The sequence below is a fragment of the Phytobacter massiliensis JC163 genome, assembly GCF_000321045.1.
Lineage (GTDB): Bacteria > Pseudomonadota > Gammaproteobacteria > Enterobacterales > Enterobacteriaceae > Phytobacter_A > Phytobacter_A massiliensis.
In genome coordinates, this window is the sequence record NZ_HE578949.1 from 336,250 (window position 1) to 359,291 (window position 23,042).

19 protein-coding genes and 3 pseudogenes are annotated in these 23,042 nt (G+C 59.8%); 7 read left to right on the forward strand and 15 right to left on the reverse strand.

The window, feature by feature from the left end; translation table 11 throughout:
• Positions 1-35 precede the first annotated feature (35 nt).
• Positions 36-2,537, reverse strand: coding sequence for a copper-exporting P-type ATPase CopA (copA, locus tag ENTHG_RS21500; protein ID WP_044184812.1), 2,502 nt, complete (start codon positions 2,535-2,537; stop codon positions 36-38).
• Between the two features lie 131 nt (positions 2,538-2,668).
• Here copA and cueR point away from each other — a divergent pair.
• Positions 2,669-3,055, forward strand: a pseudogene (gene cueR, locus ENTHG_RS21505) (Cu(I)-responsive transcriptional regulator); the annotation flags it as partial.
• On the opposite strand, the gene ENTHG_RS21510 reads toward cueR, so the two are convergent.
• The 7 genes and pseudogenes from ENTHG_RS21510 to tesA all read right to left on the reverse strand — a co-directional run bounded on the left by ENTHG_RS21510 (position 3,012) and on the right by tesA (position 9,698).
• The gene (locus tag ENTHG_RS21510) at positions 3,012-3,752 is read right to left on the reverse strand and encodes a DUF3142 domain-containing protein (RefSeq protein ID WP_044184818.1); all 741 of its coding nucleotides are present in this window, start codon (positions 3,750-3,752) and stop codon (positions 3,012-3,014) included. The pseudogene cueR and the gene ENTHG_RS21510 overlap by 44 nt on opposite strands.
• Positions 3,722-5,885 (reverse strand): annotated as a pseudogene (locus tag ENTHG_RS21515) (PA5441 family protein). Before ENTHG_RS21515 ends, ENTHG_RS21510 begins: the two are co-directional and overlap by 31 nt.
• Positions 5,886-5,898: 13 nt before the next feature.
• Positions 5,899-6,363, reverse strand: coding sequence for an NfeD family protein (locus tag ENTHG_RS21520; protein WP_044184821.1), 465 nt, complete (start codon positions 6,361-6,363; stop codon positions 5,899-5,901).
• On the reverse strand, positions 6,360-7,277 hold the full coding sequence (locus tag ENTHG_RS21525; protein ID WP_044184824.1) for an SPFH domain-containing protein: 918 nt from the start codon (positions 7,275-7,277) through the stop codon (positions 6,360-6,362). Before ENTHG_RS21525 ends, ENTHG_RS21520 begins: the two co-directional genes overlap by 4 nt.
• Positions 7,278-7,365: 88 nt before the next feature.
• A complete protein-coding gene (locus tag ENTHG_RS21530) occupies positions 7,366-8,220 on the reverse strand; it encodes a co-chaperone YbbN (protein WP_044184828.1) in 855 nt (284 codons plus the stop codon).
• Between the two features lie 58 nt (positions 8,221-8,278).
• Complete coding sequence (locus tag ENTHG_RS21535) at positions 8,279-9,085, reverse strand: SDR family oxidoreductase (protein WP_106403345.1); 807 nt, start codon at positions 9,083-9,085, stop codon at positions 8,279-8,281.
• Positions 9,075-9,698 carry a multifunctional acyl-CoA thioesterase I/protease I/lysophospholipase L1 gene (gene tesA / locus ENTHG_RS21540; protein WP_122959185.1) on the reverse strand — a complete coding sequence of 208 codons (624 nt, stop codon included), beginning with the start codon at positions 9,696-9,698 and terminating at the stop codon, positions 9,075-9,077. Before tesA ends, ENTHG_RS21535 begins: the two co-directional genes overlap by 11 nt.
• On the opposite strand from tesA, the pseudogene ybbA reads away from it, so the two are divergent.
• The 5 genes and pseudogenes from ybbA to ENTHG_RS21565 all read left to right on the forward strand — a co-directional run bounded on the left by ybbA (position 9,666) and on the right by ENTHG_RS21565 (position 15,552).
• Positions 9,666-10,353: pseudogene (ybbA, locus tag ENTHG_RS21545) on the forward strand (putative ABC transporter ATP-binding protein YbbA). The gene tesA and the pseudogene ybbA overlap by 33 nt on opposite strands.
• Complete coding sequence (ybbP, locus tag ENTHG_RS21550) at positions 10,350-12,764, forward strand: putative ABC transporter permease subunit YbbP (RefSeq protein ID WP_044184836.1); 2,415 nt, start codon at positions 10,350-10,352, stop codon at positions 12,762-12,764. The pseudogene ybbA and the gene ybbP overlap by 4 nt, the downstream one beginning before the upstream one ends.
• 230 nt (positions 12,765-12,994) lie before the next feature.
• On the forward strand, positions 12,995-13,828 hold the full coding sequence (locus ENTHG_RS21555; protein ID WP_044184839.1) for a MetQ/NlpA family ABC transporter substrate-binding protein: 834 nt from the start codon (positions 12,995-12,997) through the stop codon (positions 13,826-13,828).
• A 55-nt stretch (positions 13,829-13,883) separates the two neighbouring features.
• Complete coding sequence (gene sfbB, locus ENTHG_RS21560; protein WP_044184842.1) at positions 13,884-14,900, forward strand: virulence-associated ABC transporter ATP-binding protein SfbB; 1,017 nt, start codon at positions 13,884-13,886, stop codon at positions 14,898-14,900.
• Entirely contained in the window at positions 14,893-15,552 is a 660-nt protein-coding gene (locus ENTHG_RS21565; RefSeq protein WP_044184845.1) for a methionine ABC transporter permease, read from the forward strand. The genes sfbB and ENTHG_RS21565 overlap by 8 nt, the downstream gene beginning before the upstream one ends.
• A gap of 73 nt (positions 15,553-15,625) precedes the next feature.
• On the opposite strand, the gene mnmH is transcribed toward ENTHG_RS21565, so the two are convergent.
• The 5 genes from mnmH to ppiB form a co-directional block, all read right to left on the reverse strand.
• The gene (gene mnmH / locus ENTHG_RS21570) at positions 15,626-16,717 is read right to left on the reverse strand and encodes a tRNA 2-selenouridine(34) synthase MnmH (RefSeq protein WP_044184849.1); all 1,092 of its coding nucleotides are present in this window, start codon (positions 16,715-16,717) and stop codon (positions 15,626-15,628) included.
• A 92-nt stretch (positions 16,718-16,809) separates the two neighbouring features.
• Positions 16,810-17,877, reverse strand: a complete 1,068-nt coding sequence (gene purK, locus ENTHG_RS21575; protein ID WP_044184853.1) for a 5-(carboxyamino)imidazole ribonucleotide synthase — start codon at positions 17,875-17,877, stop codon at positions 16,810-16,812.
• Positions 17,874-18,383: a 5-(carboxyamino)imidazole ribonucleotide mutase gene (gene purE, locus ENTHG_RS21580; protein WP_044184856.1), complete on the reverse strand. Its 510-nt coding sequence runs from the start codon at positions 18,381-18,383 to the stop codon at positions 17,874-17,876. Before purE ends, purK begins: the two co-directional genes overlap by 4 nt.
• Before the next feature lie 118 nt (positions 18,384-18,501).
• Positions 18,502-19,224 carry a UDP-2,3-diacylglucosamine diphosphatase gene (gene lpxH, locus ENTHG_RS21585; protein WP_044184859.1) on the reverse strand — a complete coding sequence of 241 codons (723 nt, stop codon included), beginning with the start codon at positions 19,222-19,224 and terminating at the stop codon, positions 18,502-18,504.
• A 3-nt stretch (positions 19,225-19,227) separates the two neighbouring features.
• On the reverse strand, positions 19,228-19,722 hold the full coding sequence (gene ppiB / locus ENTHG_RS21590; RefSeq protein WP_044184862.1) for a peptidylprolyl isomerase B: 495 nt from the start codon (positions 19,720-19,722) through the stop codon (positions 19,228-19,230).
• Positions 19,723-19,895: 173 nt separating this feature from the next.
• Here ppiB and cysS point away from each other — a divergent pair, with 173 nt between their 5' ends.
• Positions 19,896-21,281 (forward strand): cysteine--tRNA ligase, encoded by a 1,386-nt coding sequence (cysS, locus tag ENTHG_RS21595; protein WP_044184865.1) that lies wholly within the window; start codon positions 19,896-19,898, stop codon positions 21,279-21,281.
• A gap of 56 nt (positions 21,282-21,337) precedes the next feature.
• Here the strand turns inward: cysS and ENTHG_RS21600 are convergent, their stop codons facing one another.
• Together ENTHG_RS21600 and malI are read right to left on the reverse strand one after the other, a co-directional pair.
• Entirely contained in the window at positions 21,338-21,865 is a 528-nt protein-coding gene (locus tag ENTHG_RS21600; RefSeq protein WP_044184868.1) for a metal-dependent hydrolase, read from the reverse strand.
• 73 nt (positions 21,866-21,938) lie between these two features.
• The gene (gene malI / locus ENTHG_RS21605; protein ID WP_044184871.1) at positions 21,939-22,955 is read right to left on the reverse strand and encodes a Mal regulon transcriptional regulator MalI; all 1,017 of its coding nucleotides are present in this window, start codon (positions 22,953-22,955) and stop codon (positions 21,939-21,941) included.
• Positions 22,956-23,042 lie beyond the last annotated feature (87 nt).

Sequence of the window (23,042 nt, forward strand, 5' to 3'; positions counted from 1 at the left end):
CGTGCCCTCAGGTGCAAACGGCCCCGCCCGCCGCCTTACTCTTTCGGGGTGAAACGCAGCAGGCGGTTGGCGTTGCTGACCACAGTAATAGATGAAAGGGCCATTGCCGCGCCGGCGACCACCGGGTTAAGCAGGGTGCCGGTGAGTGGCCATAAAATGCCCGCTGCGACCGGAATCCCCAGCGAATTGTAGATAAACGCCCCAAGCAGGTTTTGCTTCATATTACGCAGCGTCGCTCTGGAGATAGCCAGCGCGTCCGCCACGCCCGTCAGGCTATGGCGCATCAGCGTAATGGCGGCGGTCTCAATTGCCACATCGCTGCCGCCGCCCATTGCAATACCCACCTCCGCCTGCGCCAGCGCCGGGGCGTCGTTAATGCCGTCGCCAACCATCGCGACCCGGCGGCCTTCGCCCTGCAATTTTTTAATCGCATCGGCCTTGCCGTCCGGCAGTACGCCAGCAATGACTTCATCGATCCCGGCTTCACGGGCAATCGCGTTGGCGGTCACCGGGTTATCCCCGGTCAGCATCACCAGCCGGTATCCGGCGCGGTGCAGACGCTGCAGCGCCGCCACGCTGTCTTCGCGCAGCGGGTCGCGGATAGCCAGCAGGGCGACCGCCTTGCCATCTACCGCCAGCAGCACCGGGGTCGCCCCCTGGGCGGCCTGGGCGCTGAGCGCCTCCTCAAGCCCGTTGAGCGGCACCTGCTGTTGGGTCAGCAGCGCCTGGTTGCCCAGCAACAGCGTGCTGCCTTCGGCTTCGCCGCTGACGCCAAGGCCGCGCAGGGTACGGAAGTTTTGCACGGCAGGCAGCGGCGTATCGCCGGCTTTTTCCAGTATCGCTCGCGCCAGCGGGTGGCTTGAGCCCTGCTCCAGAGCGGCGGCGAGACGCAGCGCGCGGTCGGCGTCACCCCCCTCTGCGGTAATGATGGCGACCACCTGTGGTTTACCCGCCGTCAGGGTGCCGGTTTTATCGAACACCAGCGTGTCGAGAGTGCTGGCGCGCTGCAGCGCGTCAGCATCGCGCACCAGCACGCCGAACTCGGCGGCGCGGCCCACGCCGGAAATAATCGACATCGGCGTTGCCAGCCCCAGCGCGCAGGGACAGGCGATGATCAGCACGGTGGTGGTGATCACCAGCGTATAGACAATCTGCGGCGCCGGGCCGAAGAGATACCAGATAGCGCCGCTCAGCAGCGCGATGGCAACCACCACCGGCACGAAGACGGCGGAGATTTTATCCGCCAGCTGGCCTATCTCCGGCTTGCTGCTCTGCGCCTGGCGCACCATGCGGATAATGCGCGACAGGGTGGTGTGGCTGCCCACCGCGCTGGCGGTAAAGAGTACGCTGCCGTCCTGCACCACCGTTCCGGCGTGGACGGCATCGCCTTCGCCTTTCTCCTGCGGGACCGGTTCGCCGGTCAGCATCGCTTCGTCAAACCAGCCCTCGCCTTTGCTAATATGGCCATCCACCGGTACGCGATCGCCGGTGGTCAGGCGCAGGGTCATGCCGGGAGTGACCTCCGCCAGCGGGACGGTTTTTTCGCCTGTTGGGGTCACCACTCTGGCGGTGGGCGGCGTCAGGTCGAGCAGTTTTTCCAGCGCCTTTGAAGAGCGCTGCCGGGCGCGCGCTTCCAGCATATGGCCGAGGTTAATCAGGCCGATGATCATCGTGCTGGCTTCGTAATAGAGGTGACGGGCCTGCATCGGGAACCACTGCGGCCAGAGGTTGACGCTAATGGAGTAGAGCCAGGCCGCACCGGTCCCCAGCGCCACCAGCGTATCCATGGTCGCCGTGCCGTTGGTCAGGCTTTTCCAGGCGCTACGGTAGAAGTGGCCGCCTGCGACCACCATCACCACCAGCGTCAGCCCGCCGAGCCACAGCCACAGCGTACGGTTTTCCGGGGTGACCATCATATTGTCGCCCACCATGCCCCACAGCATCAGCGGGATGCCGAACAGTAGCGCGACAATGGCCTGCCAGCGAAAACGCCGGGTAGTGGCCTCGGCCGTCTCCTGCTGGCGTTCGCGGCGTTTGATATCGTCTTCAATCGCCTCAGCGCCGTAGCCTGCTTTTTCCACAGCGCTGACTAAATCTGTCGCGGAGGCGCTGCCCATTACAAGGGCAGTGCGCTCCGCAAGGTTGACCCGTGCCTGCGTGACGCCCGGCACCGCCTGTAAGGCGTTCTGTACGCGGGAGACACAGCTGGCGCAGCTCATGCCGTTAATGAGCAGCTGCTGGCTGTCATCTGCGTCATCGGCTGCCGGAAGCTCAGGGGAGGCCGCTGTCAGTGCTTCCGACGGGGTTGATGACTCTGCCAGCGGGTTAGCCTTTGGGTGGCTTACGCTCGCGCCATACCCGGCTTCTTTAATGGTGTCGATAAGGGCTGACGCGTCGGCGCTGCCGGTAACCCGCGCATGGGTGATGGTCACGTCCGCCTGTTCGACGTCGTCGCGTTTTTCCAGACTCTCTTTGACCCGTTTAACGCAGTGGCCGCAGGAGAGGCCATCCAGTTCCAGTTCAGTAATGTGAGACATAATAAGTTTCCTGTATTATTGGTCGTGTAAACATTGACCTGGTTAATCACGTGTAAGGTGACTGTGTTAAAGGTTAAACCTTCCATCAAGGGGAAGGTCAAGGGGGGAAAGGTGAATATCAGTATCGTGGCAAAAAAACCGGTTTAACCAGCAAGGCCATCCGTTTTTATGAAGATAAAGGGCTGGTGACGCCGCCGCTGCGGGGCGAAAACGGCTATCGCAGCTATACGCAGCAGCATATCAACGAACTGACGCTGTTACGCCAGGCGCGGCAGGTGGGATTTAACCTTGAAGAGTGCGGCGAACTGGTCAATCTGTTCAACGATCCGGCCCGTCACAGCGCGGATGTTAAAGCGCGAACGCTACAAAAGGTGGCGGAGATCGAGCGGCATATCCTTGAGCTGGAAGCGATGCGTAAGCAGCTGCTGGCGCTGGCGGAAGCCTGCCCAGGCGATGAGAGCGCCGACTGCCCGATTATCGACAACCTTTCCGGCTGCTGCCACACGCCTCGCCCCTGACGGGATTAAGCATAAACACCACGGTGCCGCGATACCACGCCGACGCAGGCTGGTTTTCCTCGCGCCATTCACCGTGCTGCACCAGGCCAAGCTTAAACGGAATGCGCAGCGCCGCAAGGGCGGGCAGGTAATCGGCATAGTTGCTGACGGTCCTGCGCCCCTGGTAGCTCTGAATAACCAGTTCATCAATGGGCAGGGTGTTGATAACGGCGATATCTCCCGTTTTCGCCCAGTCGAGCAGGCCGGTCACTCCCAGCGCATAGCCCGCGGGCAGCACCGCTCTGACCCTTTTCAGGAACAGGCCGTACTCGTCAAGACGGTGGGTGGCGGCGTCAAAATCTATCTGGAGCCCGATAACCCGGTTGCCTTTGCGCTGCCAGCTATCCAGCAGACGCACAATACGCAGCAGCAGCGCGTCCGGCACTTCAAGCGTGGCGAAGCGCACCGTTATCCACAGGGTGGGGAAGCTAAGTCGGCTCGCAGGCAGGCCCAGTTTTTCAAACGTTGCGCCCGCGGGCAGCGCGACCACCTCTCCCTGATGCAGGTAAACGATCTGCGCCTGCTTCATCTCCGCCGTCGGCTTAACCCCCGACCACAGCCAGAAGGCCTGATGATCGGCGGGTTGCACCGCCGCCACTGATGCTGGCGGCAGCATCAGCGCGGCGATTACCAGTAATAGTCGAGTTTTTGCGCCCACGGACTGCCCGGATATTGTGTTTTCAGCTGGGTAAACCAGCCCTTGCGCTTGCGTTTATCCACCTCTTCGCCGCCGCAGTCGTTATAGCCTGCGGGGGCGTAGCAGCGAACGGCGCGATAGAGGGCGTAGGCCTTATCTTCCACTTCGGCTTTATTGTCGGTGATTATCTGCTGATAGTAGCGTTGGCGGTCTGGTTCACCGTTTTTAAGGGCTTTCGCGACTGCGCTACTCAGCGCATCATTGCCCTCGGCCTCTTTCCAGCTGTTTACTTTGGCCTGAGTGGTGCGGAAAAATTCGCCCAGGCAGTTAAGGGCGTGGGCATCATCGGGGTTTTTCGCCAGTACCGAGACGGTGTTGGCGAGCGCCGCGCAGTAATAGCCTTGCTCCGTCTGCTTGCCGTTCCAGTCAAACACCGTCAGGCTGACATCGCTAAACGCTTCGTCAATCACCGGACGGGAGATGTGGCTGGCCAGTTTTTTTATCCGTCAGCCACTCGCCGTAACGCCCGTCAATCAGGTCTTTCATCAGCAGCGTATGCAGGGCGATGGTGCGCTCTTCGCTGTTCGGGCCGTTGATGACCTGTTGGCGAAGAAGATCGGCAGAGGCTTTCGTTTTCAGCACCAGCGAACGGTAGCGCAGGCTGGTGACCGCGCTGTCGGCGGCGAACACGGCATCGACATTGCCGCTCTCAAGCTCCGTCGCCGCCAGTTTGGCCTGCAGATACTGCTGCTGTTCGAAATCCTTGCTCAGGCCAAGCAGATGCAGCCAGTGGCTGCGGGCTTCGGGCCACTGCTTCTGCGCCATCAGCGCCTCGCCGTACAGTGCCTGCTCGCTAAACAGCAGAATGTCACTGGCCGGTAGCGAATCAACCGGTTTGATGGCGCTGACCACGGCGGGGTAGGCCTTTTGCGCGTACTGATGGCGAAGCGACAGGTAGCGCCACAGCTCAGGCTTACCGCTGTTGTCAAAAATGGGTTTGATAGCCTGCAGGAAAGCATCGTCAACGCAGGGGGCATTATCGTCACATTCAGTGGCGCGCATCAGACGCAGGGTCTGGGTGAAGGTGATAAGCGGCGCATCAGGGGCGCTGATAAAAAAGTCGTCGTAGCCGCTGAGATCTTTGCTCTGCAATTTGCTGTCGTTCTCGGCAATCAGCGCGACCAGCGCTTCGCCGCTTTGCGCCTGGGCGAAGGCCTTTTCGTACAGCGCCGCCAGACGATCCCAGTCCTGGCGATACCAGCTGATTCTGCGCATCAGCCCGCGAGTGGACGAGGCATACATGCCCTCCGGCCAGCGCTGAAGGTAGCTTTCCGCCCACGCCTGCGCCCGATCGGCGGCGGCTTTATCTACCTTAAGCACCATAAACTCGCCGTAGTCGCCCCTGGCGTTGGCCGTACTCTGGTTAAGCGCGGTACGCATCAGCATATAGGTCGCGGTTTCGGCAAGCCAGGGCTGCGGTGAGTCCTTAAGGCGGGCAAAAATGGCCGCAGCCGGAGCATAATCCCCCTGATAAAAATGGTCTGCGGCCAGCAGATAATCACGAAACGCCGCTGCGGAGCCTTCGGCGTAAGGCAGTTCAGAAAGCATTGTTTGCAGCTCTGCGCCGCCGGGGACGGCAAGCCTCGCCCTGGCGAGAGTGGTGCGTTGGTCCGGCGTTAGCGACTTATCCGCCAGCAGCGCGGCGAAAAGCGCCGAGGCGGACTCAGGGCTATTAGAGATAAAGCGCCCGGAGGCGTCATCACCGCGAAAAGTGTTTTCGTTGAGTTCATCCGCAGAAAGATTAAGCGCTTTTAACCGTTCATCAAAAGCCGTTTCGGCCAGCGGGGATGCTGTCTCCTCATCCGGCGCGTCCGCGTTGTACCACTCGTCGATATGCGGGCCGAAATAGTAGCTGCGGCTGCGGGTAATATCATCAGGTATTGGCTGACGCAGCGGTGTAAAGGCATGCTTTTCGCCCGTAAGGCGCAGCAGGTTGTCGCGGCTATCGTTGCTGGTGTCCAGCACCGGGGGGCTTGCCAGGAAGCAGCCCTCATAACCCCACGGGCAGCTGCCCATATCCGATGAGGCGTGCGCGCTCAGGCTGGCGGTAGCGGTGACCGCCAGCGCCAGCATCGTTTTGTGCCAGGTTTTCATTGCTTGTCTCTGATTACTGGGGCTCAGTGAGCGCTTTGATTCGCAGGGTAATGCCTTCGACGGCGGTCACTTCCACTTTCGTTCCTGCCGGCAGGTCTTCTCCGGCGCTGACCGGCCAGGAGCTGTCGCCCACCCGCATATGACCGCGTCCGTTCACGAGCGCGTTATCCAGAATAAAGTGGCGGCCAACCAGCTGCTGCCCGCGCCGGTTAAGGGCGGCATCAGCGGGTTTTTGCTCCCGCACCCGTTTTGACAGCCACAGCCACCAGAGCCAGGCGGCGATGAGGGTCAGCAGGGCAAACAGCACCCCCTGCCACTCCCAGCCGAACGGCACCAGCCAGACCAGCAGCCCGGTGATCACCGCCGCGACGCCGCTCCACAGCAGGTAGCCGTTACCGCCGAGCATCTCGGCGGCCAGCAGCAGGCCGCCCACGGTTAGCCAGAAAATATAGGCGTGTTCAAACAGCAGGGCGATCATGGTCTCTTCCGCTCGCCGGCGCTGTCTTTGACCAGTTCAGCGATACCCGCGATGGAACCCATCAGGCTGCTGGCATCCAGCGGCATCATCACCACCTTGCTGTTATCCGCGGAGCCAATCTGCTGCAGCGCCTCGGTATATTTCTGCGCCACGAAGTAGTTGATGGCCTGAATATCGCCAGCGGCAATCGCTTCGGAGACCATTTTCGTGGCGCGGGCTTCCGCTTCCGCCGAACGTTCGCGCGCTTCTGCTTCCAGGAAAGCCGCCTGACGTTCCCCCTCAGCCTTGAGGATTTTCGACTGTTTCTCCCCTTCGGCCTTAACAATTTCCGCCTGGCGGATACCTTCGGCTTCCAGGATGTAGGCGCGTTTGGTTCGTTCAGCTTTCATCTGGGCGTTCATGGAAGAGACCAGTTCAGCAGGCGGGCGCACGTCGCGGATTTCGATACGGGTGACTTTGATGCCCCACGGGTTGGTCGCCTCATCAACAATGTGCAGCAGGCGAGTGTTGATGCTGTCGCGCTGGGAAAGCATTTCGTCCAGCTCCATCGAGCCAAGAACGGTACGGATGTTGGTCATGGTGAGGTTGATGATCGCCAGTTCGAGGTTACTGACTTCATACGCGGCTTTTGGCGCGTCGATCACCTGGATAAAGCACACCGCGTCAATGGTGACGTTGGCGTTATCTTTGGAGATGACCTCCTGGGAGGGGATATCAAGCACCTGCTCCATCATGTTGATTTTGCGGCCAATGCGGTCCATAAACGGCACCACCAGGCTAAGACCAGGCTGCAAAGAGCGGGTATAGCGGCCAAAACGCTCCACCGTCCACTCATATCCCTGCGGGACAATTTTGACCCCGGCGCCGACAATCACCAGCGCCACGAAAATAAGGACGGGAATCACAATAAGCATCAAATCAACCTCCTGTTTAATTTGCTGCCATTCTAAACAAATTTGGGGATCAAAACAGCGAGATCCCCAAATTTAGCAGGCGGCCTTCTTAATAAAGGAGTGAATAAAGCTGACGGCGATACTTCGCGGCCAGCGCATCGCCGGTGCCGAGCGCGGCCAGGATCTCCTGCAGCATTTTCCGCGCCTGGCCGTCCGCCGCGCCCAGATCCTTGCGCAAATGGCCGAACAGCAACTCCAGCGCCTCTTCATTACGGCCGACCTGATGCAGCTGTAACGCCAGCTGCGTCGCCAGCTGGGCATCCTCGGGGCTGGCTTCAACCTGCTGTTGCAACTGCTGAATTTCTGGGGTATCCGCCGCCTGTTTCAGCAGTTCAATCTGCGCCACCAGTCCCTGATAGCGGGTGTCCTGATCCTGCAACGGCACGGTTTTCAGCACCGCCTCCGCCTCATCGGAGCGGTTGAGCGCAATCTGCGTCTCGGCCAGCAGCAGGCCGATTTCGCTGCTCTGGTTCGATAACTGCCAGGCTTCTTTCAGCAGCGGCAGGGCCTCGGCGTGCTTGCCTTCTTCAATCAGCGCCAGCGCCTGCTGCGCTTTCAGTTCCTCTTCACGCGGCAGCACTTTATCGAGCAGCGCGCGAATTGCCTCTTCCGGCTGCGGCCCCTGGAAGCCGTCTACCGGCTGGCCATTCTGGAACAGGTAGACCGTTGGAATGGCGCGCAAACCGAACTGGGAGGCGAGCATCTGCTCGGCGTCGCAGTCGACCTTCGCCAGAATAAACTGGCCGTTATACTGCGCCGCCAGGCTTTCAAGGATTGGGGTCAGTTGCAGGCAGTGCTGGCTGCGTTCGGACCAGAAATAGAACAGCACCGGCGTAGTAACGGACTGATCGAGCGTCTGGTGAAGGTTGGCTTCTGTAATATTGACGATGTTCTGTACAGACATGGGTCATTCTCTGTTTAAGTGTTTAGGATTACATGGGGACAGGCGGCGCGCCTTCAACTCACCCCTGTAAAATTTTATCCATAACGCGCCCCGGCAGCAGGCGTTTGAGCAGGCTGACCGCGTGGGTCACCAGCGTCACCGGGTAACGCAACCTGGGCCTGGGGCTTTCAAAAGCATGGCGCACTTTGGCGACCACCGCCTCCGGCCCGAGGGTAAAACGGGCCGCGATACCGGGGTTTTCCACCGGTTTGTCGCTGGTCTGGTTAACGTTTTCCGTAAAGCGCGTGCGGATGGGGCCGGGTTCAATCAGGCTGACTTTAATACCGGTATGACGCAGCTCCATACGCAGCGCGTCTGCCCAGGCTTCCAGCGCGTATTTGCTGGCGGCGTAAGCGCCACGGCCCGGCGTGGAGATCAATCCCATTACCGAAGAGGTCATCACAATGCGCCCTTCGCCGTGGGGTATCATCGCGGGCAGCAGGCGCATGGTGAGCTGATGCGCGCCAAAAAAGTTGGCGGAAAATTGCTGCTCCATCTGCGCGCGGCTGATTGTGTTGAGCGGGCCATAAACGCCAAACCCGGCGTTATTGAAAATACCGTACAGGCGGTTGCCGCACAGGGCGATAACCTCATCGGCCGCGCGATCCACGCTCTCCGGCGCGTCAAGATCGAGCTGAATGCCGGTAAAACCCAGCCCGTTGATCCGCGCAACGTCCTCGGCTTTGCGGCAGGCCGCCAGCACCTGGAAGCCCTGGCGTTTCAGGTCATGGGCGCTTTCCAGGCCGATACCGCTGGAACATCCTGTTATTAAGACCGTTTTTTGCATAACTTTACCTGAATGCACCCCTGATAACTCAGGAGTCATGGTTAACTAATGGAGCCAGACGGGTCGCCATCCAGTCGGCGATAAAAGGCTGCGCGTCGCGGTTAGGGTGGATGCCATCATCCTGCATCCACTGCGGTTTCAGATAGACTTCTTCCATAAAGAACGGCAGCAGAGGCGCATTAAACTCTTTAGCGAGCTTCGGATAGATAGCGCTGAACGTCTCAGTATAGCGGCGGCCGTAGTTAGGGGGCAGACGAATCTGCATCAGCAACGGCTCTGCGCCAGCCTCTTTTACCGCCTGCAATATCGTGCGCAGCGTCTGTTCGGTTTGTTGCGGGGCAAAACCGCGCAGGCCGTCATTGCCGCCCAGTTCCACCAGCACCCAGCGCGGCTGATGCGTTTTCAGCAGCGCCGGAAGGCGCGCCAGCCCCTGCTGGGAGGTATCGCCGCTGATGCTGGCGTTAATGACGGACGGCTTTTGCTGCCACTTATCATTCAACAGCGCGGGCCAGGCGGCGGTGGCGGCCATACGATAGCCCGCGCTCAGGCTGTCACCCAGCACTAACAACGTGTCAGCGGCGGCGCGCACGCTAAACAGAAGCAGAAACAGGAAGGGCAAATGCCAGCGGAAAACATTGTTGAAGTTCATCATCTTAAGAAGTCCGTCGGTCAGGGGGAACATGAACTCTCCATCCTTACCGGAGTTGAGCTGGTTGTCAAACGGGCGCAGACCATCGCGCTGATTGGCGAGTCTGGCTCCGGCAAGTCCACTCTACTGGCGATCCTGGCCGGGCTGGACGATGGCAGCAGCGGCGAAGTCTATCTGCTTGGCAAGCCATTACATACCATGGACGAAGAGGCGCGGGCAAAACTGCGCGCGGAGCACGTCGGCTTTGTTTTTCAGTCCTTTATGCTTCATCCCCACCCTTAACGCGCTGGAGAACGTTGAGCTGCCAGCGCTGCTGCGCGGCGAGAAGAGCGCTGACAGCAGGACGAGCGCTAAAGCGCTGCTGGAGACGCTGGGGCTGGGTAAACGCCTCGATCACCTGCCCGCCCAGCTTTCCGGCGGCGAGCAGCAGCGGGTGGCGCTGGCCCGCGCCTTCAATGGTCGCCCGGCGCTGCTGTTCGCCGACGAGCCCACCGGTAACCTTGACAGACAGACCGGCGACAAAATCGCCGACCTGCTGTTTGCCATGAATCAGCAATATGGCACCACGTTGATTCTGGTGACGCACGATCCGGCGCTGGCCGCGCGCTGCGACAGGCGGCTACGTCTGGTGAACGGCGAACTGCGGGAGGAAGCATGATTGCCCGCTGGTTCTGGCGCGAGTGGCGCTCGCCCTCGCTGCTGATTGTCTGGCTGGCGCTGAGCCTGGCGGTGGCCTGCGTGCTGGCGCTCGGTAATATCAGCGACCGCATGGAAAAGGGGCTAAGCCAGCAGAGCCGTGAGTTTATGGCGGGGGATCGCACCCTGCGCAGTTCCCGCGCCATTCCCCAGGCGTGGCTGGATGAGGCGCGTAATCGGGGGCTTAGCGTCAATGAGCAGCTCTCTTTTTCAACCATGACCTTTTCCGGCGATACGCCGCAGCTGGCCAGCGTTAAAGCGGTGGATGACACCTACCCCCTTTATGGCGAACTGCAAACCCGCCCGCCAGGCTTAAAGCCGCAGGCGGGCAGCGTACTGCTCGCCCCGCGCCTGATGGCGCTGCTGAATCTGAAAACCGGTGACATGATTGACGTGGGCGACGCCACGCTGCGTATCGCCGGGGAGGTGGTACAGGAGCCGGATGCCGGTTTCAACCCGTTCCAGATGGCCCCGCGCCTGTTGATGAACACCGCCGACGTGGCGAAAACCGGTGCGGTGCAGCCGGGCAGCCGGGTAAGCTGGCGGGTGAAATTCGCCGGTCAGCCCGCGCCGCTGGCGGCCTACGAAAAATGGCTACTGCCGCAGCTTAAGCCAGAACACCGCTGGACCAGCCTGGAGCAGGATGAAGGGGCGCTGGGCAAATCCCTGCAGCGTTCGCAGCAGTTTCTGTTGCTTTCCGCGCTGTTAACGCTGCTGCTGTCGGTGGCGGCGGTTGCGGTGGCGATGGGGCACTACTGCCGCAGCCGCTACGATCTGGTGGCCATCCTGAAAACGCTGGGAGCGGGCAGGGCGCAGCTGCGTAACCTGATCGTCGGCCAGTGGCTGATGGTACTGGCGCTGGCGACGGTGACGGGCGGGGCGATTGGCCTGCTTTTTGAAAATGTGCTGCTCGTCCTGCTTAAGCCGGTGCTGCCGGTGGCGTTACCCGCCGCTAGCGGCTGGCCGTGGCTGTGGTCTGTCGGGGCGATGCTGGTTATCTCCCTGCTGGTGGGGCTGCGGCCTTATCGTTTGCTGCTGGCGACACAGCCGCTGCGCGTGCTGCGCCGCGATGCGGTAGCCAATGTCTGGCCGCTCAGGTTTTATATTCCTGTTGTCTGCGCTGTTGCCGTGCTGCTGCTCGCCTGGCTGATGGGGGCCAGCATGCTGCTCTGGTCGGTGCTGGCGGGCGCGGTGGTGCTGGCGCTGCTGTGCGGCGTGGTGGGCTGGCTGCTGCTGCGGGTGCTGAAAACCCTCACCGTAAAAACGCTGGCGCTGCGCCTGGCGGTGAACCGTCTGCTGCGCCAGCCGTGGTCGACGCTGAGCCAGCTTTCCGCCTTTTCGCTGTCGTTTATGCTGCTGGCGATGCTGCTGGTGCTGCGCGGCGATCTGCTGGACCGCTGGCAGCAGCAGCTTCCGCCGGAGAGCCCGAACTATTTCCTGATCAATATCGCCCCCGAGCAGGTGGAGCCGCTGAAAACGTTCCTTGCCGGGCATGACGTGACGCCACAGACATTCTGGCCGATTGTGCGGGCGCGTCTGACGCAGATAAACGGCAGCGCTCCCGTGCATTCCAGCGATGAGTCGTTAAACCGCGAGCTGAACCTGACCTGGCAGGCAGGGGAGGCGCGTTACAACCCGGTGACGGCAGGAAGCTGGCCGCCGAAAGCGGGCGAGGTGTCTATCGAGCAGGAGCTGGCGAAGCGGCTGGGCATTAAGCTCGGGGATAGCGTGACCTTTACCGGCGACACGCAGCCCTTTACCGCTAAAGTTTCCAGCCTGCGCAAGGTGGACTGGGAAAGTCTGCGGCCTAACTTTTTCTTTATCTTCCCGCAGGGGGCGCTGGATGGACAGCCGCAAGGCTGGCTGACCAGTTTCCGTCTTGAGAATAACAACGCCATGCTGACGCAGCTTAACCGGGCGTTTCCTACCGTCAGCCTGCTGGATATCGGGGCGATTTTGAAGCAGGTAGGGCAGGTACTGGAGCAGGTGAGCCGGGCGCTGGAGGTGATGGTGGTGCTGGTGACGCTCTGCGGCGTGCTGCTGTTACTGGCGCAGGTGCAGGTAGGCATGCGTCAGCGCCATCAGGAGCTGATTGTCTACCGCACCCTGGGGGCGGGCAAACGGCTGCTGCGCGCCACTTTGTGGTATGAGTTCGCGCTGCTGGGGGTTGTGTCGGGGCTGGTGGCGGCAATCGGCGCAGAAACCGCGCTGGCGGCGCTGCAAACGAAGGTGTTTGATTTCCCGTGGGAGCCGGACTGGCGGCTGTGGGTAACGCTGCCGCTGTGCGGCGCGCTGCTGCTCTCCCTGTGCGGCGGCTGGCTGGGCACGCGGCTGCTCAAAGGCAAGGCGCTGTTTCGCCAGTTCGCCGGTTAAGCGCGGCCTTATTTCCCTCGCCCCGTTGGGGAGAGGGAATGTATTTGTAGCCCGGATAAGCGAAGCGCATCCGGGGGAAATTCCCCCCGATCAGTGACCTGCTTCACAGGATCATGAAATTTTTTCAATTACCGCTGCGGCGCGTTTATGCCATCTTATCGGCTGGCATACCGAGCGCGCCGCAGGTACGGCGCGCCACACAGCACACATACCTCAACAGGGAGACTGTAATGGGACGCACCGGTTTACGCGCCGCCTTTGGCGCGCTGCTTCTGGCTTGCGGGCTGACCGCCGCGCAGGCAAACAGCGATCCGCATACGATCGTTTTCGGCGTTGCGCCGGGGCCGTATGGCGATATGGTTAAACAGGCCATTGCGCCAACGTTAAAAGAAAAAGGCTATAAAGTGGTCGTGCGCGAGTTCAGCGACTACGTACAGCCAAATATGGCGCTCTCTAACGGCAGCATTGACGCCAACCTTTTCCAGCACTCGCTCTATTTCGATAAGTTCACCGCCGATAAGGGGCTGAAACTCACCAACCTGATCAGCGTGCCGACGGCGGGCATGGGCTTTTATTCCCACAAAATCAAAAGCCTTGATGAACTGAAAAAAGGCGATATCGTTACCCTCTCTAACGATCCGACCAACCTTGCGCGCGGGCTGCGTTTCCTGAAATCCCTCGATCTCATCACTATTAAAGAGAATATCGATCCGACAAAAGCCTCCGAGCGTGATATCGCCAGCAACCCGAAAGGGCTGGTGTTCAAACCGCTGGAAGCCGCGCAGCTGCCGCGCACCCTGGATAGCGCCACCGCCGCGCTGGTCAACGGCAACTTTGCTGTCGCCGCCGGGCTTGATCTGTCGACGGCTATCAAGCAGGAACATCTGGATGAGAACCTGAAAAATATCATCGCGGTGCGCACCGAAGATGCCGACAAACCTTTCGCCAAAGATATTGTCGAGGCGGTGAAATCTCCGGCTTACCGTGCCGTTATCGACGACCCGAAAAATATCTACAGCGCTTTCCAGAAGCCCGACTGGATGACCGCCGCAGATAAAAAATAAGCATTGATGCTGAATCAGGCAGGCTGCGGCCTGCCTTTTGCCGTTTGAGGAACACATGATTGAAATAGATAAGGTCTGCGTCGACTTTCCCGCAGGCCGTGGCACCGCGACCACCCGCGCCGTGGATGAGGCGAGTCTGCATATTGCGGCCGGTGAAATTTTTGGCATCGTTGGCACCAGCGGGGCAGGGAAAAGCACCCTGTTACGCACGCTGAACGCCCTGCAACGCCCAAGCCAGGGCCGCGTTAAAGTCAACGGCGTGACCATCTCCGAGATGGAAGGCGCCACCCTGCGCAAAGCCAGACAGCGCATTGGCATGATTTTCCAGCACTTCAACCTGATGCACACCCGCACCGTGGCGCAAAATGTGGCGTTCAGCCTGAAAGCCGCAGGCTGGGAGCGTAGCAAAATCGCCCCTCGCGTCGCGGAAATTCTTGAGCTGGTCGGGCTGAGCGATAAAGCAGGGCGTTACCCGGTACAGCTGAGCGGCGGGCAAAAGCAGCGTGTCGGCATTGCCCGCGCTATTGCTAACCACCCGGACGTGCTGCTGTGCGATGAACCGACCTCGGCGCTGGATCTGGAAACGTCAGCCACCATTCTGGAGCTGCTCAAACAGATCAACGCCCGTCTCGGGATCACGATCGTGCTGATCACCCATGAGATGAACGTGATCAAAACCATTTGCGATCGTGTAGCGGTGATGTCCGGCGGTAAAGTGGTGGAGATGGGAGATGTGTTCGATATTTTCGCCCATCCGCAGCATCCCTTTACCCGCCAGCTGGTCTCCCGCACGCTCAACCTGACGCTGCCGGATCGCCTGCGCGAACATCTGCCCGGCCAGCTGCTGAAAATTCTGTTTGTCGGCGACTCCGCCGAGCAGCCGGTGCTCTCTGACGCCGCCGTCAATTTTGGCGTGGCGGTAAATATTCTGCACGGCAAGATTGAGTATATTGGCGAGCGCGCGCTGGGCATTCTGGTGGTGCAGTTGACCGCCCCGGAGGCCGCCGTGGTTGAGCGCGCGGTGGACTATATTCGGCAACGTACCGCAGAGGTGGAGGTGATCCGTGGATGATTTACTGGCCGATCTGAGCCTCGCCTTTGGCGAAACCTTCCAGATGCTGAGCATTTCAACGGTGCTGGCGATTATCGGCGGCCTGCCGTTAGGCTTTCTGATTTTCGTTACCGACCGAAATCTCTTCTGGCAAAACCGCTTTGTCTATCTGCTGAGTTCGGTGCTGGTGAACATTGTTCGCTCGGTGCCGTTTGTCATTCTGCTGGTGCTGTTGCTGCCGCTCACTCAGTTTCTGCTGGGCAACACCATCGGCCCGGTGGCGGCGTCGGTGCCCCTTTCCGTTGCGGCGATCGCCTTTTACGCCCGGCTGGTGGACGGTGCGCTGCGTGAGGTGGATAAAGGGATTATCGAAGCGGCGGAAGCCTTTGGCGCAAGCCCAATGCGTATCATCTGCACGGTGCTGCTGCCAGAGGCGAGCGCCGGTCTGCTGCGCGGTCTGACCATCACCCTGGTGAGCCTGATCGGCTACTCGGCGATGGCCGGGATTGTCGGCGGCGGCGGCGTGGGCGATCTGGCGATTCGCTACGGTTACTACCGCTACGAAACCGAAGTGATGATCGTCACCGTTGTGGCGCTGATCGTGCTGGTGCAGGTGGTGCAGATGCTCGGCGACTGGCTGGCGCAGCGGGCGGATAAGCGCGACCGGCACTAGCTGTGGTTATTCCCGGATGCGGCATGCCGCCTTATCCGGGCTACAGACCGTGCGGTGATGCATCCGGGCAACGTTAAACGCCGCGATGGCTGAGGTAATCGGCAACCGTCTGCCAGGGGCCGCGAAAAACAATATTCGCGGCTTTTTTCTCCAGCTGATAGCGGTACATGGGGTCGTAATATTCGTTGAGCAGCGGAACGAGCCAGGCCATGTGTCCGTCGGTATCGCCGCTGGCCTGCTGGGCGAGCAGCGCCGAATCCAGGTGCGCCGTAAGCTGGGCGAAACGCGCCAGGCCAAGACGGCGGCGAATGGCGAACAGCCCGTGATGCAAATAGTCGCTGTAAGCCTGCCAGCCCGCCTCTTCGCCATACGCGGCGGTAAAATCATGATGCATTCGCACAAAGTACTCATCGCGCAGGCGCTCAAGACGCAGGGCCAAAGGGTCTTCAACCACCACTACCTGCGCACTGAGCATACGCACGCGCAGGGACTCCGGCAGGTGGTTCGCACCGATGGTAGGGCCTTCATCCTCCAGAACCCAGCGGCGTGAGGCGGGGCGAGCGTCGATTTTCACCATCTCTGCGGCGAGTAAATTCTCAAAGCTGGCCTGGCTAAGCTGGGTTTTCAGCGTGCGGCCAAACGAGGAGCCGCGATGGCGCGCCAGCCCTTCCAGGTCGATGCCGTCAGGCTGCTGGCGCACCAGCTGCGTTTTGCCACTGCCGGTACAGCCGCCGATCAGCACAATCGGTTTTTGCACCAGCGCGTCGGTGGCCTGAATTGCCGCCTGGCGTAGCGCCTTGTAGCCCCCCTTAACCAGCGGGTAGTTGACGCCCGCCTCGGCCAGCCACTGCTGCACAATATGCGAGCGCTGACCGCCTCGCGCGCAGCAGATATAGCCTTCCGGGTGCTGGCGACAGGCGGCCAGCCACGCTGCCAGACGCTGCTGCCGACGCTCTCCGGCTACCAGCTGGTGGCCCAGCGCCAGCGCCGCCTCCGGCCCGTGGCGTTTATAGCAGGTGCCGACGGCGGCGCGTTCGTCATCATTCATCAACGGCAGGTTGATAGCGCCCGGCATTGCGCCCTGTTGAAACTCAACCGGCGCGCGGACATCAATTAATGGCGTACCGGCGCAGAGAATCGCCCGGTAGTCCGTGACTTCTTTCATGGAGAACCCTGGAACAGACAAGATATCCGGGGATTTTACGCGCGAGGAGAGGGGCCGGGAAAGGAAAAGCGTCCCTTCCCGGCATTAATCGCTTAGTTAAACTTTGCCTGCGCCCAGGCGATACCGCTCGCATACTCCGGCGGTAACAGCGGCAGCAGCGCTTCCAGCGTGGCGCACAGGCGCGCGCTGTCGCTGTCATTGAGGTTCAAATGGCCCACTTTACGACCGGGGCGCACCTCTTTATCGTACCAGTGAAGATGCACAAGCGGCAGCTTCAGCCAGTCATAGTTCAGATCGCTGCCGATAAGGTTGATCATCACGGACGGGCTGTTGACCACCGGCGGCGGCAGCGGGAGGTCGACCACCGCGCGCAGATGCAGCTCGAACTGGCTGATGGAGGCGCCGTTCTGCGTCCAGTGCCCGCTGTTATGCACGCGCGGCGCCAGTTCATTAATCAGCAGCCCCGCAGGCGTGACAAAGCACTCCATCGCCATCACGCCGACATAGTCCAGTTCGGCCATGATGGCCGAGAGCATCGACTCTGCCTGCGCCTGCTGCTGCGCGCTGGCCTGTGGGAAGACAACGCTGGCGCGCAAAATGCCCTCCTGATGCAGGTTGTGGGTAAGGGGATAAAAGACGGTGCTGCCGTCCCGGGCGCGGGCGCCCACCAGCGAGACTTCGCCTGAAAAGTGAATCCCCTGCTCAACAATACACTCGCCGTAGCAGTCGTCCGGCAAAGTCTGTGTGTCCGTTGCGTGCAAACGCCACTGCCCGCGACCGTCATAGCCGCCAACGCGACGTTTAACGATAGCCAGCGAGCCCAGGCGGTCGAACACCGCAGGCCATTCGCTGGGGTCGGCCAGCAGCTGCCACGGCGCGGTGGCGAGGCCGAGCTTATCGAAAAGCTGTTTTTGCGTCAGGCGGTCGGCGATAACGGGAAAAACATCGCGGTTAACAAACGCCGGGTGGCGGGCCAGCTCGCGGGTGAGGGCGGTCTCGGGCCAGCGTTCGATTTCAGCGGTAATGACGCTTTGCGCAAAAGGCACCGCTTCCGGTTCGGCATCGAGCCCAACCGGCCAGACGGCAATACTGAGCGGTTCCCCTGCCTGGCGCAGCATACGGCCAAGCTGACCGTTGCCGAGGACGCAAACCTGCTTCATGCCTCACCTCGCGGATCCGGGTTATCCAGCACTTCGTCAGTCTGGGCTTTACGCCACTGCGCCAGACGCTGGCGCAGCACATCATCTTGGGTGGCAAGAATTTGCGCCGCCAGCAGGGCCGCATTCGCCGCGCCGGCTTTACCAATTGCCAGCGTACCCACGGGAATACCGCGCGGCATCTGTACAATAGAATAGAGGCTGTCAACGCCGCTTAACGCCGCGCTCTGCACCGGCACGCCCAGCACCGGCACCAGGGTTTTGGCCGCGATCATGCCTGGCAGATGCGCCGCGCCGCCTGCGCCGGCAATAATCACCTGATACCCGTTCTCTTCGGCGCTCTCGGCAAAGCTGAACAGCTTATCGGGGGTACGGTGGGCAGAGACGACTTCAATATGGTGCGGAACGTTCAGGATATCGAGGATTTCAGCGGCGAACTGCATGGTCGCCCAATCGCTTTTCGATCCCATGACGATGGCGATACGCGCCGGATGGTTGCCAGAAGACATGCGTCTAAAAACTCCTGTGGGTGTGCTACGAACAGCGTCAAGGGCACAAAGAATAGCACGTTCTGCCAGCGAGGAAAACGTTTGCGTAGCGCCGGTAGCAGTGCGGCGGCGATACCGGTCAGAAGGGGAAATGGCTGAGTTCAATGCCCTCAGGGGTGACTTTTACCATCGAGCCTTCGCTGTGCCATGCGCCCAGCACCACGCGTTGCGCGGGCATGCCGTTAACGGTGAGCGCGTGCACCGCCGGGCGGTGGGTATGGCCATGGATCAGATACTGGACATGCTGTTTTTCCATCGCATCGATCACTGCCTGCGGGTTCACGTCCATAATGTCCACTGACTTGCTGCTGTTAGCGGCTTTGCTGCCGGCACGCATTCTGGCGGCGATGCGGCGGCGGATAAATAGCGGCAGGGCTAAAAAGAGGGTTTGCAGCCAGGGCTGATGCACTTTGGCGCGAAATGCCTGGTAACCCGCATCGTCAGTACAGAGGGTGTCGCCATGCATAATCAGCACGTTGCGGCCATAGAGATTGAGCACCTTTTCTTCCGGCAAAAGCTGCATGCCGCTTTCACGGGCGAAGCGTTTGCCGAGCAAAAAGTCACGATTGCCATGAATAAAGTAGCAGGGGACGCCGCTTTCCGTCAGCGCGCGGAGCGCCGCCGCAACCTCATGGTGTAGCGGGGTAGGGTCGTCGTCGCCAATCCAGGCTTCAAACAGATCGCCCAGAATATAGAGCGCGTCAGCCGCGGAGGCCTGGGTGCGTAAAAAACGCAGAAAACCGGCGGTAATCGCCGGTTCTTCTGTTTGCAGATGAAGGTCTGCGATAAAAAGTGTCGCCACCCGTTACTCGCTGACGGTCACGCTTTCAATCACAACGTCTTCTTTCGGGACGTCCTGATGCATACCGCTGCGGCCGGTAGAGACGGCTTTAATTTTATCAACCACGTCCATGCCTTCTACGACTTCGGCGAAAACACAGTAGCCCCAGCCCTGCATGCTTTCGCCAGAAAAGTTAAGGAAGTCGTTATCGACAACGTTAATGAAGAACTGCGCGGTGGCGGAGTGCGGCGCCTGGGTACGGGCCATCGCCAGCGTGCCACGGGTATTTTTCAGGCCGTTGTTGGCTTCGTTTTTAATAGGGTCTTTGGTCGGTTTCTGGTTCATGCCCGGTTCGAAACCGCCGCCCTGGATCATAAAGCCATTGATCACACGGTGAAAAATGGTGTTGTTGTAGAAGCCTTCACGGCAGTAGTCCAGGAAGTTTTTAACTGTTTCAGGCGCTTTGTCGTCAAAGGTTTTGATGACGATATCGCCGTGATTTGTGTGGAATGTAACCATTTTTGCATCCTGTTCCGGTAGTTTGCAGCACAGACCCGATGCGGGCCAGAGATAGTCGCTTGTTATAGCATAACCGACTGGCGGGATCACCTTGCAAAGTGTGCTGCTTCGGGGTTGAATTACAGGTAATATATGCGTTTTTCCGTCCCACACACGTCTACATGGAATCTTCGATGTTAAAAATCTTTAATACACTGACGCGCCAAAAAGAGGAATTCAAACCTATTCATGCCGGGGAAGTCGGCATGTACGTGTGTGGTATTACCGTTTACGATCTCTGTCATATTGGCCATGGGCGCACTTTTGTCGCTTTTGACGTCGTCGCGCGTTACCTGCGCTTTTTGGGCTATAAGCTGAAATATGTGCGCAATATTACCGATATTGACGACAAAATTATCAAGCGCGCCAATGAAAACGGCGAAAACTTCGTTGCGCTGGTCGATCGTATGATCGCCGAAATGCATAAGGATTTCGACGCGCTGAATATTCAGCGTCCGGACCTGGAGCCGCGCGCGACCCACCATATCGCTGAAATTATCGAAATCACCGAACAACTTATCGACCGCGGCCACGCCTATGTGGCGGACAACGGCGACGTGATGTTCTCCGTGCCGACCGATCCGCACTACGGCCAGCTTTCCCGCCAGGATCTGGATCAGCTGCAGGCCGGGGCGCGCGTTGATGTTGTTGACGTTAAGCGTAACCCGATGGACTTTGTTCTGTGGAAAATGTCGAAAGAGGGCGAGCCGAGCTGGCCGTCGCCGTGGGGCGCGGGCCGTCCGGGCTGGCACATTGAGTGTTCAGCGATGAACTGCAAACAGCTGGGCAACCATTTCGACATTCACGGCGGCGGTTCGGATCTGATGTTCCCGCACCACGAAAACGAAATCGCCCAGTCGACCTGCGCCCATGATGGCGAATACGTTAACTACTGGATGCACTCCGGTATGGTGATGATTGACCGCGAAAAGATGTCAAAATCGCTGGGCAACTTCTTCACCGTGCGCGATGTGCTGAAATATTACGATGCCGAAACCATCCGCTATTTCCTGATGTCCGGCCACTATCGTAGCCAACTTAACTACAGTGAAGAGAACCTCAAACAGGCGCGTTCCGCGCTGGAGCGCCTCTACACCGCCCTGCGCGGCACGGATAAAACCGTGGCGGCGGCTGGTGGCGAGGCGTTTGAAGCCCGCTTTATCGAGGCGATGGATGACGACTTCAACACGCCAGAGGCCTATTCCGTGCTGTTTGATATGGCGCGCGAAGTCAACCGCCTGAAAACGGAAGATGCCGCGGCGGCCAGCGCGATGGCTTCCCACCTGCGTAAGCTCGCTGCCGTGCTGGGGCTGCTTGAGCAGGAGCCGGAGCTGTTCCTGCAAAGCGGCGCGCAGGCGGATGAAGGTGAAGTTGCTGAAATTGAAGCGCTGATCCAAAAACGGCTGGATGCCCGTAAAGCGAAGGACTGGGCGGCGGCGGATGCGGCGCGCGATCGTCTGAGCGAAATGGGCATTATTCTGGAAGATGGCCCGCAGGGCACGACCTGGCGTCGTAAGTAATCTCTACCCCCTCACCCAGACCCTCTCCCCAATGGGGAGAGGGGATCAGGAGGGCATCAGCGTCCACGGCGCAGGTGCCACAACACGCCCATCAATATGATTCCCGGCACCCACACCCACAGCAGTTCCGACAAGATCACCTGCTGGCCGTAGGGGGTTGTATAGCGCGACAGGGCAAACGGCGCGACTTTAATCACCTGCCACGGCGCGAAGAAGCGTTCGTCTGACCATGGCCACAGCCAGCCCACCCCTTTGCCGCCATCGGTAATAGAATCCAGCAGACTGTGCGACAGCAGCGACACGGTCAGAAATGCCCAGCAGCGTAGCAGGGAGGCTTTAAACCATCGTCGCCCCAGCCATAACGTTATCAGCGGCACAATAAAGGCGAACAAAAGAGAGTGGGTAAAACCGCGGTGTCCCAACACGTTGCCGTAAGCAACGCCAAATTTAAAGGCGAGCACATCGGCGTCCGGCAGCATCGCCAGCGCGATACCAGCCAGCAACAGGCGGCGGGGAATAATGTTCTGGCCTAATCCTAAGCCGAGACAAATCGGCACGGCGGCGTGGGTAACAATGGTTGGCATCCTGGCATCCATAAAAATGAAAAAGTATATCTGCGTTGTTACCGCAGGGGGAGAAAGGATGCGCTGAAAATGGCTATGCCGACTCGCGCACCACCAGCTGGCCGGAGAGGGTAATCCGCTGCGTCAGCAGATCGTGCTCTTTCAGCTTGCGGATAATCAGCCCCGCGGCCTGCTTTCCCGCCTCTTCGCTGGCCGAGGAGACATAGGTAAAAGAAGGGGAGGTGAGGTTGACATGCAGCATATCCTCAAAGCCAATCAGCGCCACCTGCTGCGTCAGGAAGACATCCTTACCGATGGTGCGCCCCACATGATGGATCCCGCTAATAGATCCGATAACCGCATTGGGCGAGTGGCAGAGCAGGGCGGTGATGGTGTTGTTTTTCTCCAGCAGCTGTCGGGTCGCCAGGCTTGCCGCTTCGGTGCTCTCGCTACAGGCCGGGGTGTACTCCTCGCGTAGCGCCATGCCGTACTGTTTGAGAGCGCTATGCACGCCCAGCAGGCGCTGATGACGAACCAGATCTTTTTCCGTTCCGCCAATATAGGCGATATTACGATGCCCACGTTCAATAAGGTAGCGTGTGGCGACGCTGGCGGCCTGGCGGTTATCGCGCATCACTAAATTACACTCTTCTTCCGGTAGCGCTTGCGACACCACCACCAGCGGCAGAGGGCAGCTGGTAATCTGCGGCGGCAGATGCGAACTCAGGGTATCGGATGAGAGATAGATGACCCCGGCGACGCCCTGCTGCTTAAAAGAGAGCAGGCAGCGTTCGAGATGATCGCTATCGTTAAGCGGCTGGCCCAGGAACACCATATAACCCTGGCGCTCCAGCGCCTGCACGGTACTGGCCATCACCTTGATTGAAAAGCTGTCGCTGAAATCACGTAGCAGCAGGCCGATAAGGTTTGAGGTGTTGGCGCGCAAATTGGCTGCCGCAACGTTATGTACATAGCCCAGCTCGTTAATAGCGGCGTGGACACGTTCAATCGTGGCGTCGGAAATTTTGCCCTTCTGGCGCAGCACCAGCGATACCGTGGAAACCGAAACCCCTGCCAGTTTAGCGACATCAATGATGCTGACCTTTTTCAATCGAGCTCCCTGAAAGTACAAAATAACCTGTCAGAAAATAGTAAAGCCTCCTGTATAAATACAGGAGACTTATTTCACCCTAACCGC

Excerpts from the sequence above, each read along its gene's own strand:
- copA (WP_044184812.1), bottom strand. The coding sequence starts at position 2,537 with ATGTCTCACATTACTGAACTGGAACTGGATGGCCTCTCCTGCGGCCAC.
- ENTHG_RS21520 (WP_044184821.1), bottom strand. The coding sequence starts at position 6,363 with ATGATCGCCCTGCTGTTTGAACACGCCTATATTTTCTGGCTAACCGTG.
- ENTHG_RS21525 (WP_044184824.1), bottom strand. The coding sequence starts at position 7,277 with ATGCTTATTGTGATTCCCGTCCTTATTTTCGTGGCGCTGGTGATTGTC.
- ENTHG_RS21530 (WP_044184828.1), bottom strand. The coding sequence starts at position 8,220 with ATGTCTGTACAGAACATCGTCAATATTACAGAAGCCAACCTTCACCAG.
- ENTHG_RS21535 (WP_106403345.1), bottom strand. The coding sequence starts at position 9,085 with ATGACTCCTGAGTTATCAGGGGTGCATTCAGGTAAAGTTATGCAAAAA.
- tesA (WP_122959185.1), bottom strand. The coding sequence starts at position 9,698 with ATGATGAACTTCAACAATGTTTTCCGCTGGCATTTGCCCTTCCTGTTT.
- ybbP (WP_044184836.1), top strand. The coding sequence starts at position 10,350 with ATGATTGCCCGCTGGTTCTGGCGCGAGTGGCGCTCGCCCTCGCTGCTG.
- ENTHG_RS21555 (WP_044184839.1), top strand. The coding sequence starts at position 12,995 with ATGGGACGCACCGGTTTACGCGCCGCCTTTGGCGCGCTGCTTCTGGCT.
- sfbB (WP_044184842.1), top strand. The coding sequence starts at position 13,884 with ATGATTGAAATAGATAAGGTCTGCGTCGACTTTCCCGCAGGCCGTGGC.
- mnmH (WP_044184849.1), bottom strand. The coding sequence starts at position 16,717 with ATGAAAGAAGTCACGGACTACCGGGCGATTCTCTGCGCCGGTACGCCA.
- purK (WP_044184853.1), bottom strand. The coding sequence starts at position 17,877 with ATGAAGCAGGTTTGCGTCCTCGGCAACGGTCAGCTTGGCCGTATGCTG.
- purE (WP_044184856.1), bottom strand. The coding sequence starts at position 18,383 with ATGTCTTCTGGCAACCATCCGGCGCGTATCGCCATCGTCATGGGATCG.
- ppiB (WP_044184862.1), bottom strand. The coding sequence starts at position 19,722 with ATGGTTACATTCCACACAAATCACGGCGATATCGTCATCAAAACCTTT.
- cysS (WP_044184865.1), top strand. The coding sequence starts at position 19,896 with ATGTTAAAAATCTTTAATACACTGACGCGCCAAAAAGAGGAATTCAAA.
- ENTHG_RS21600 (WP_044184868.1), bottom strand. The coding sequence starts at position 21,865 with ATGCCAACCATTGTTACCCACGCCGCCGTGCCGATTTGTCTCGGCTTA.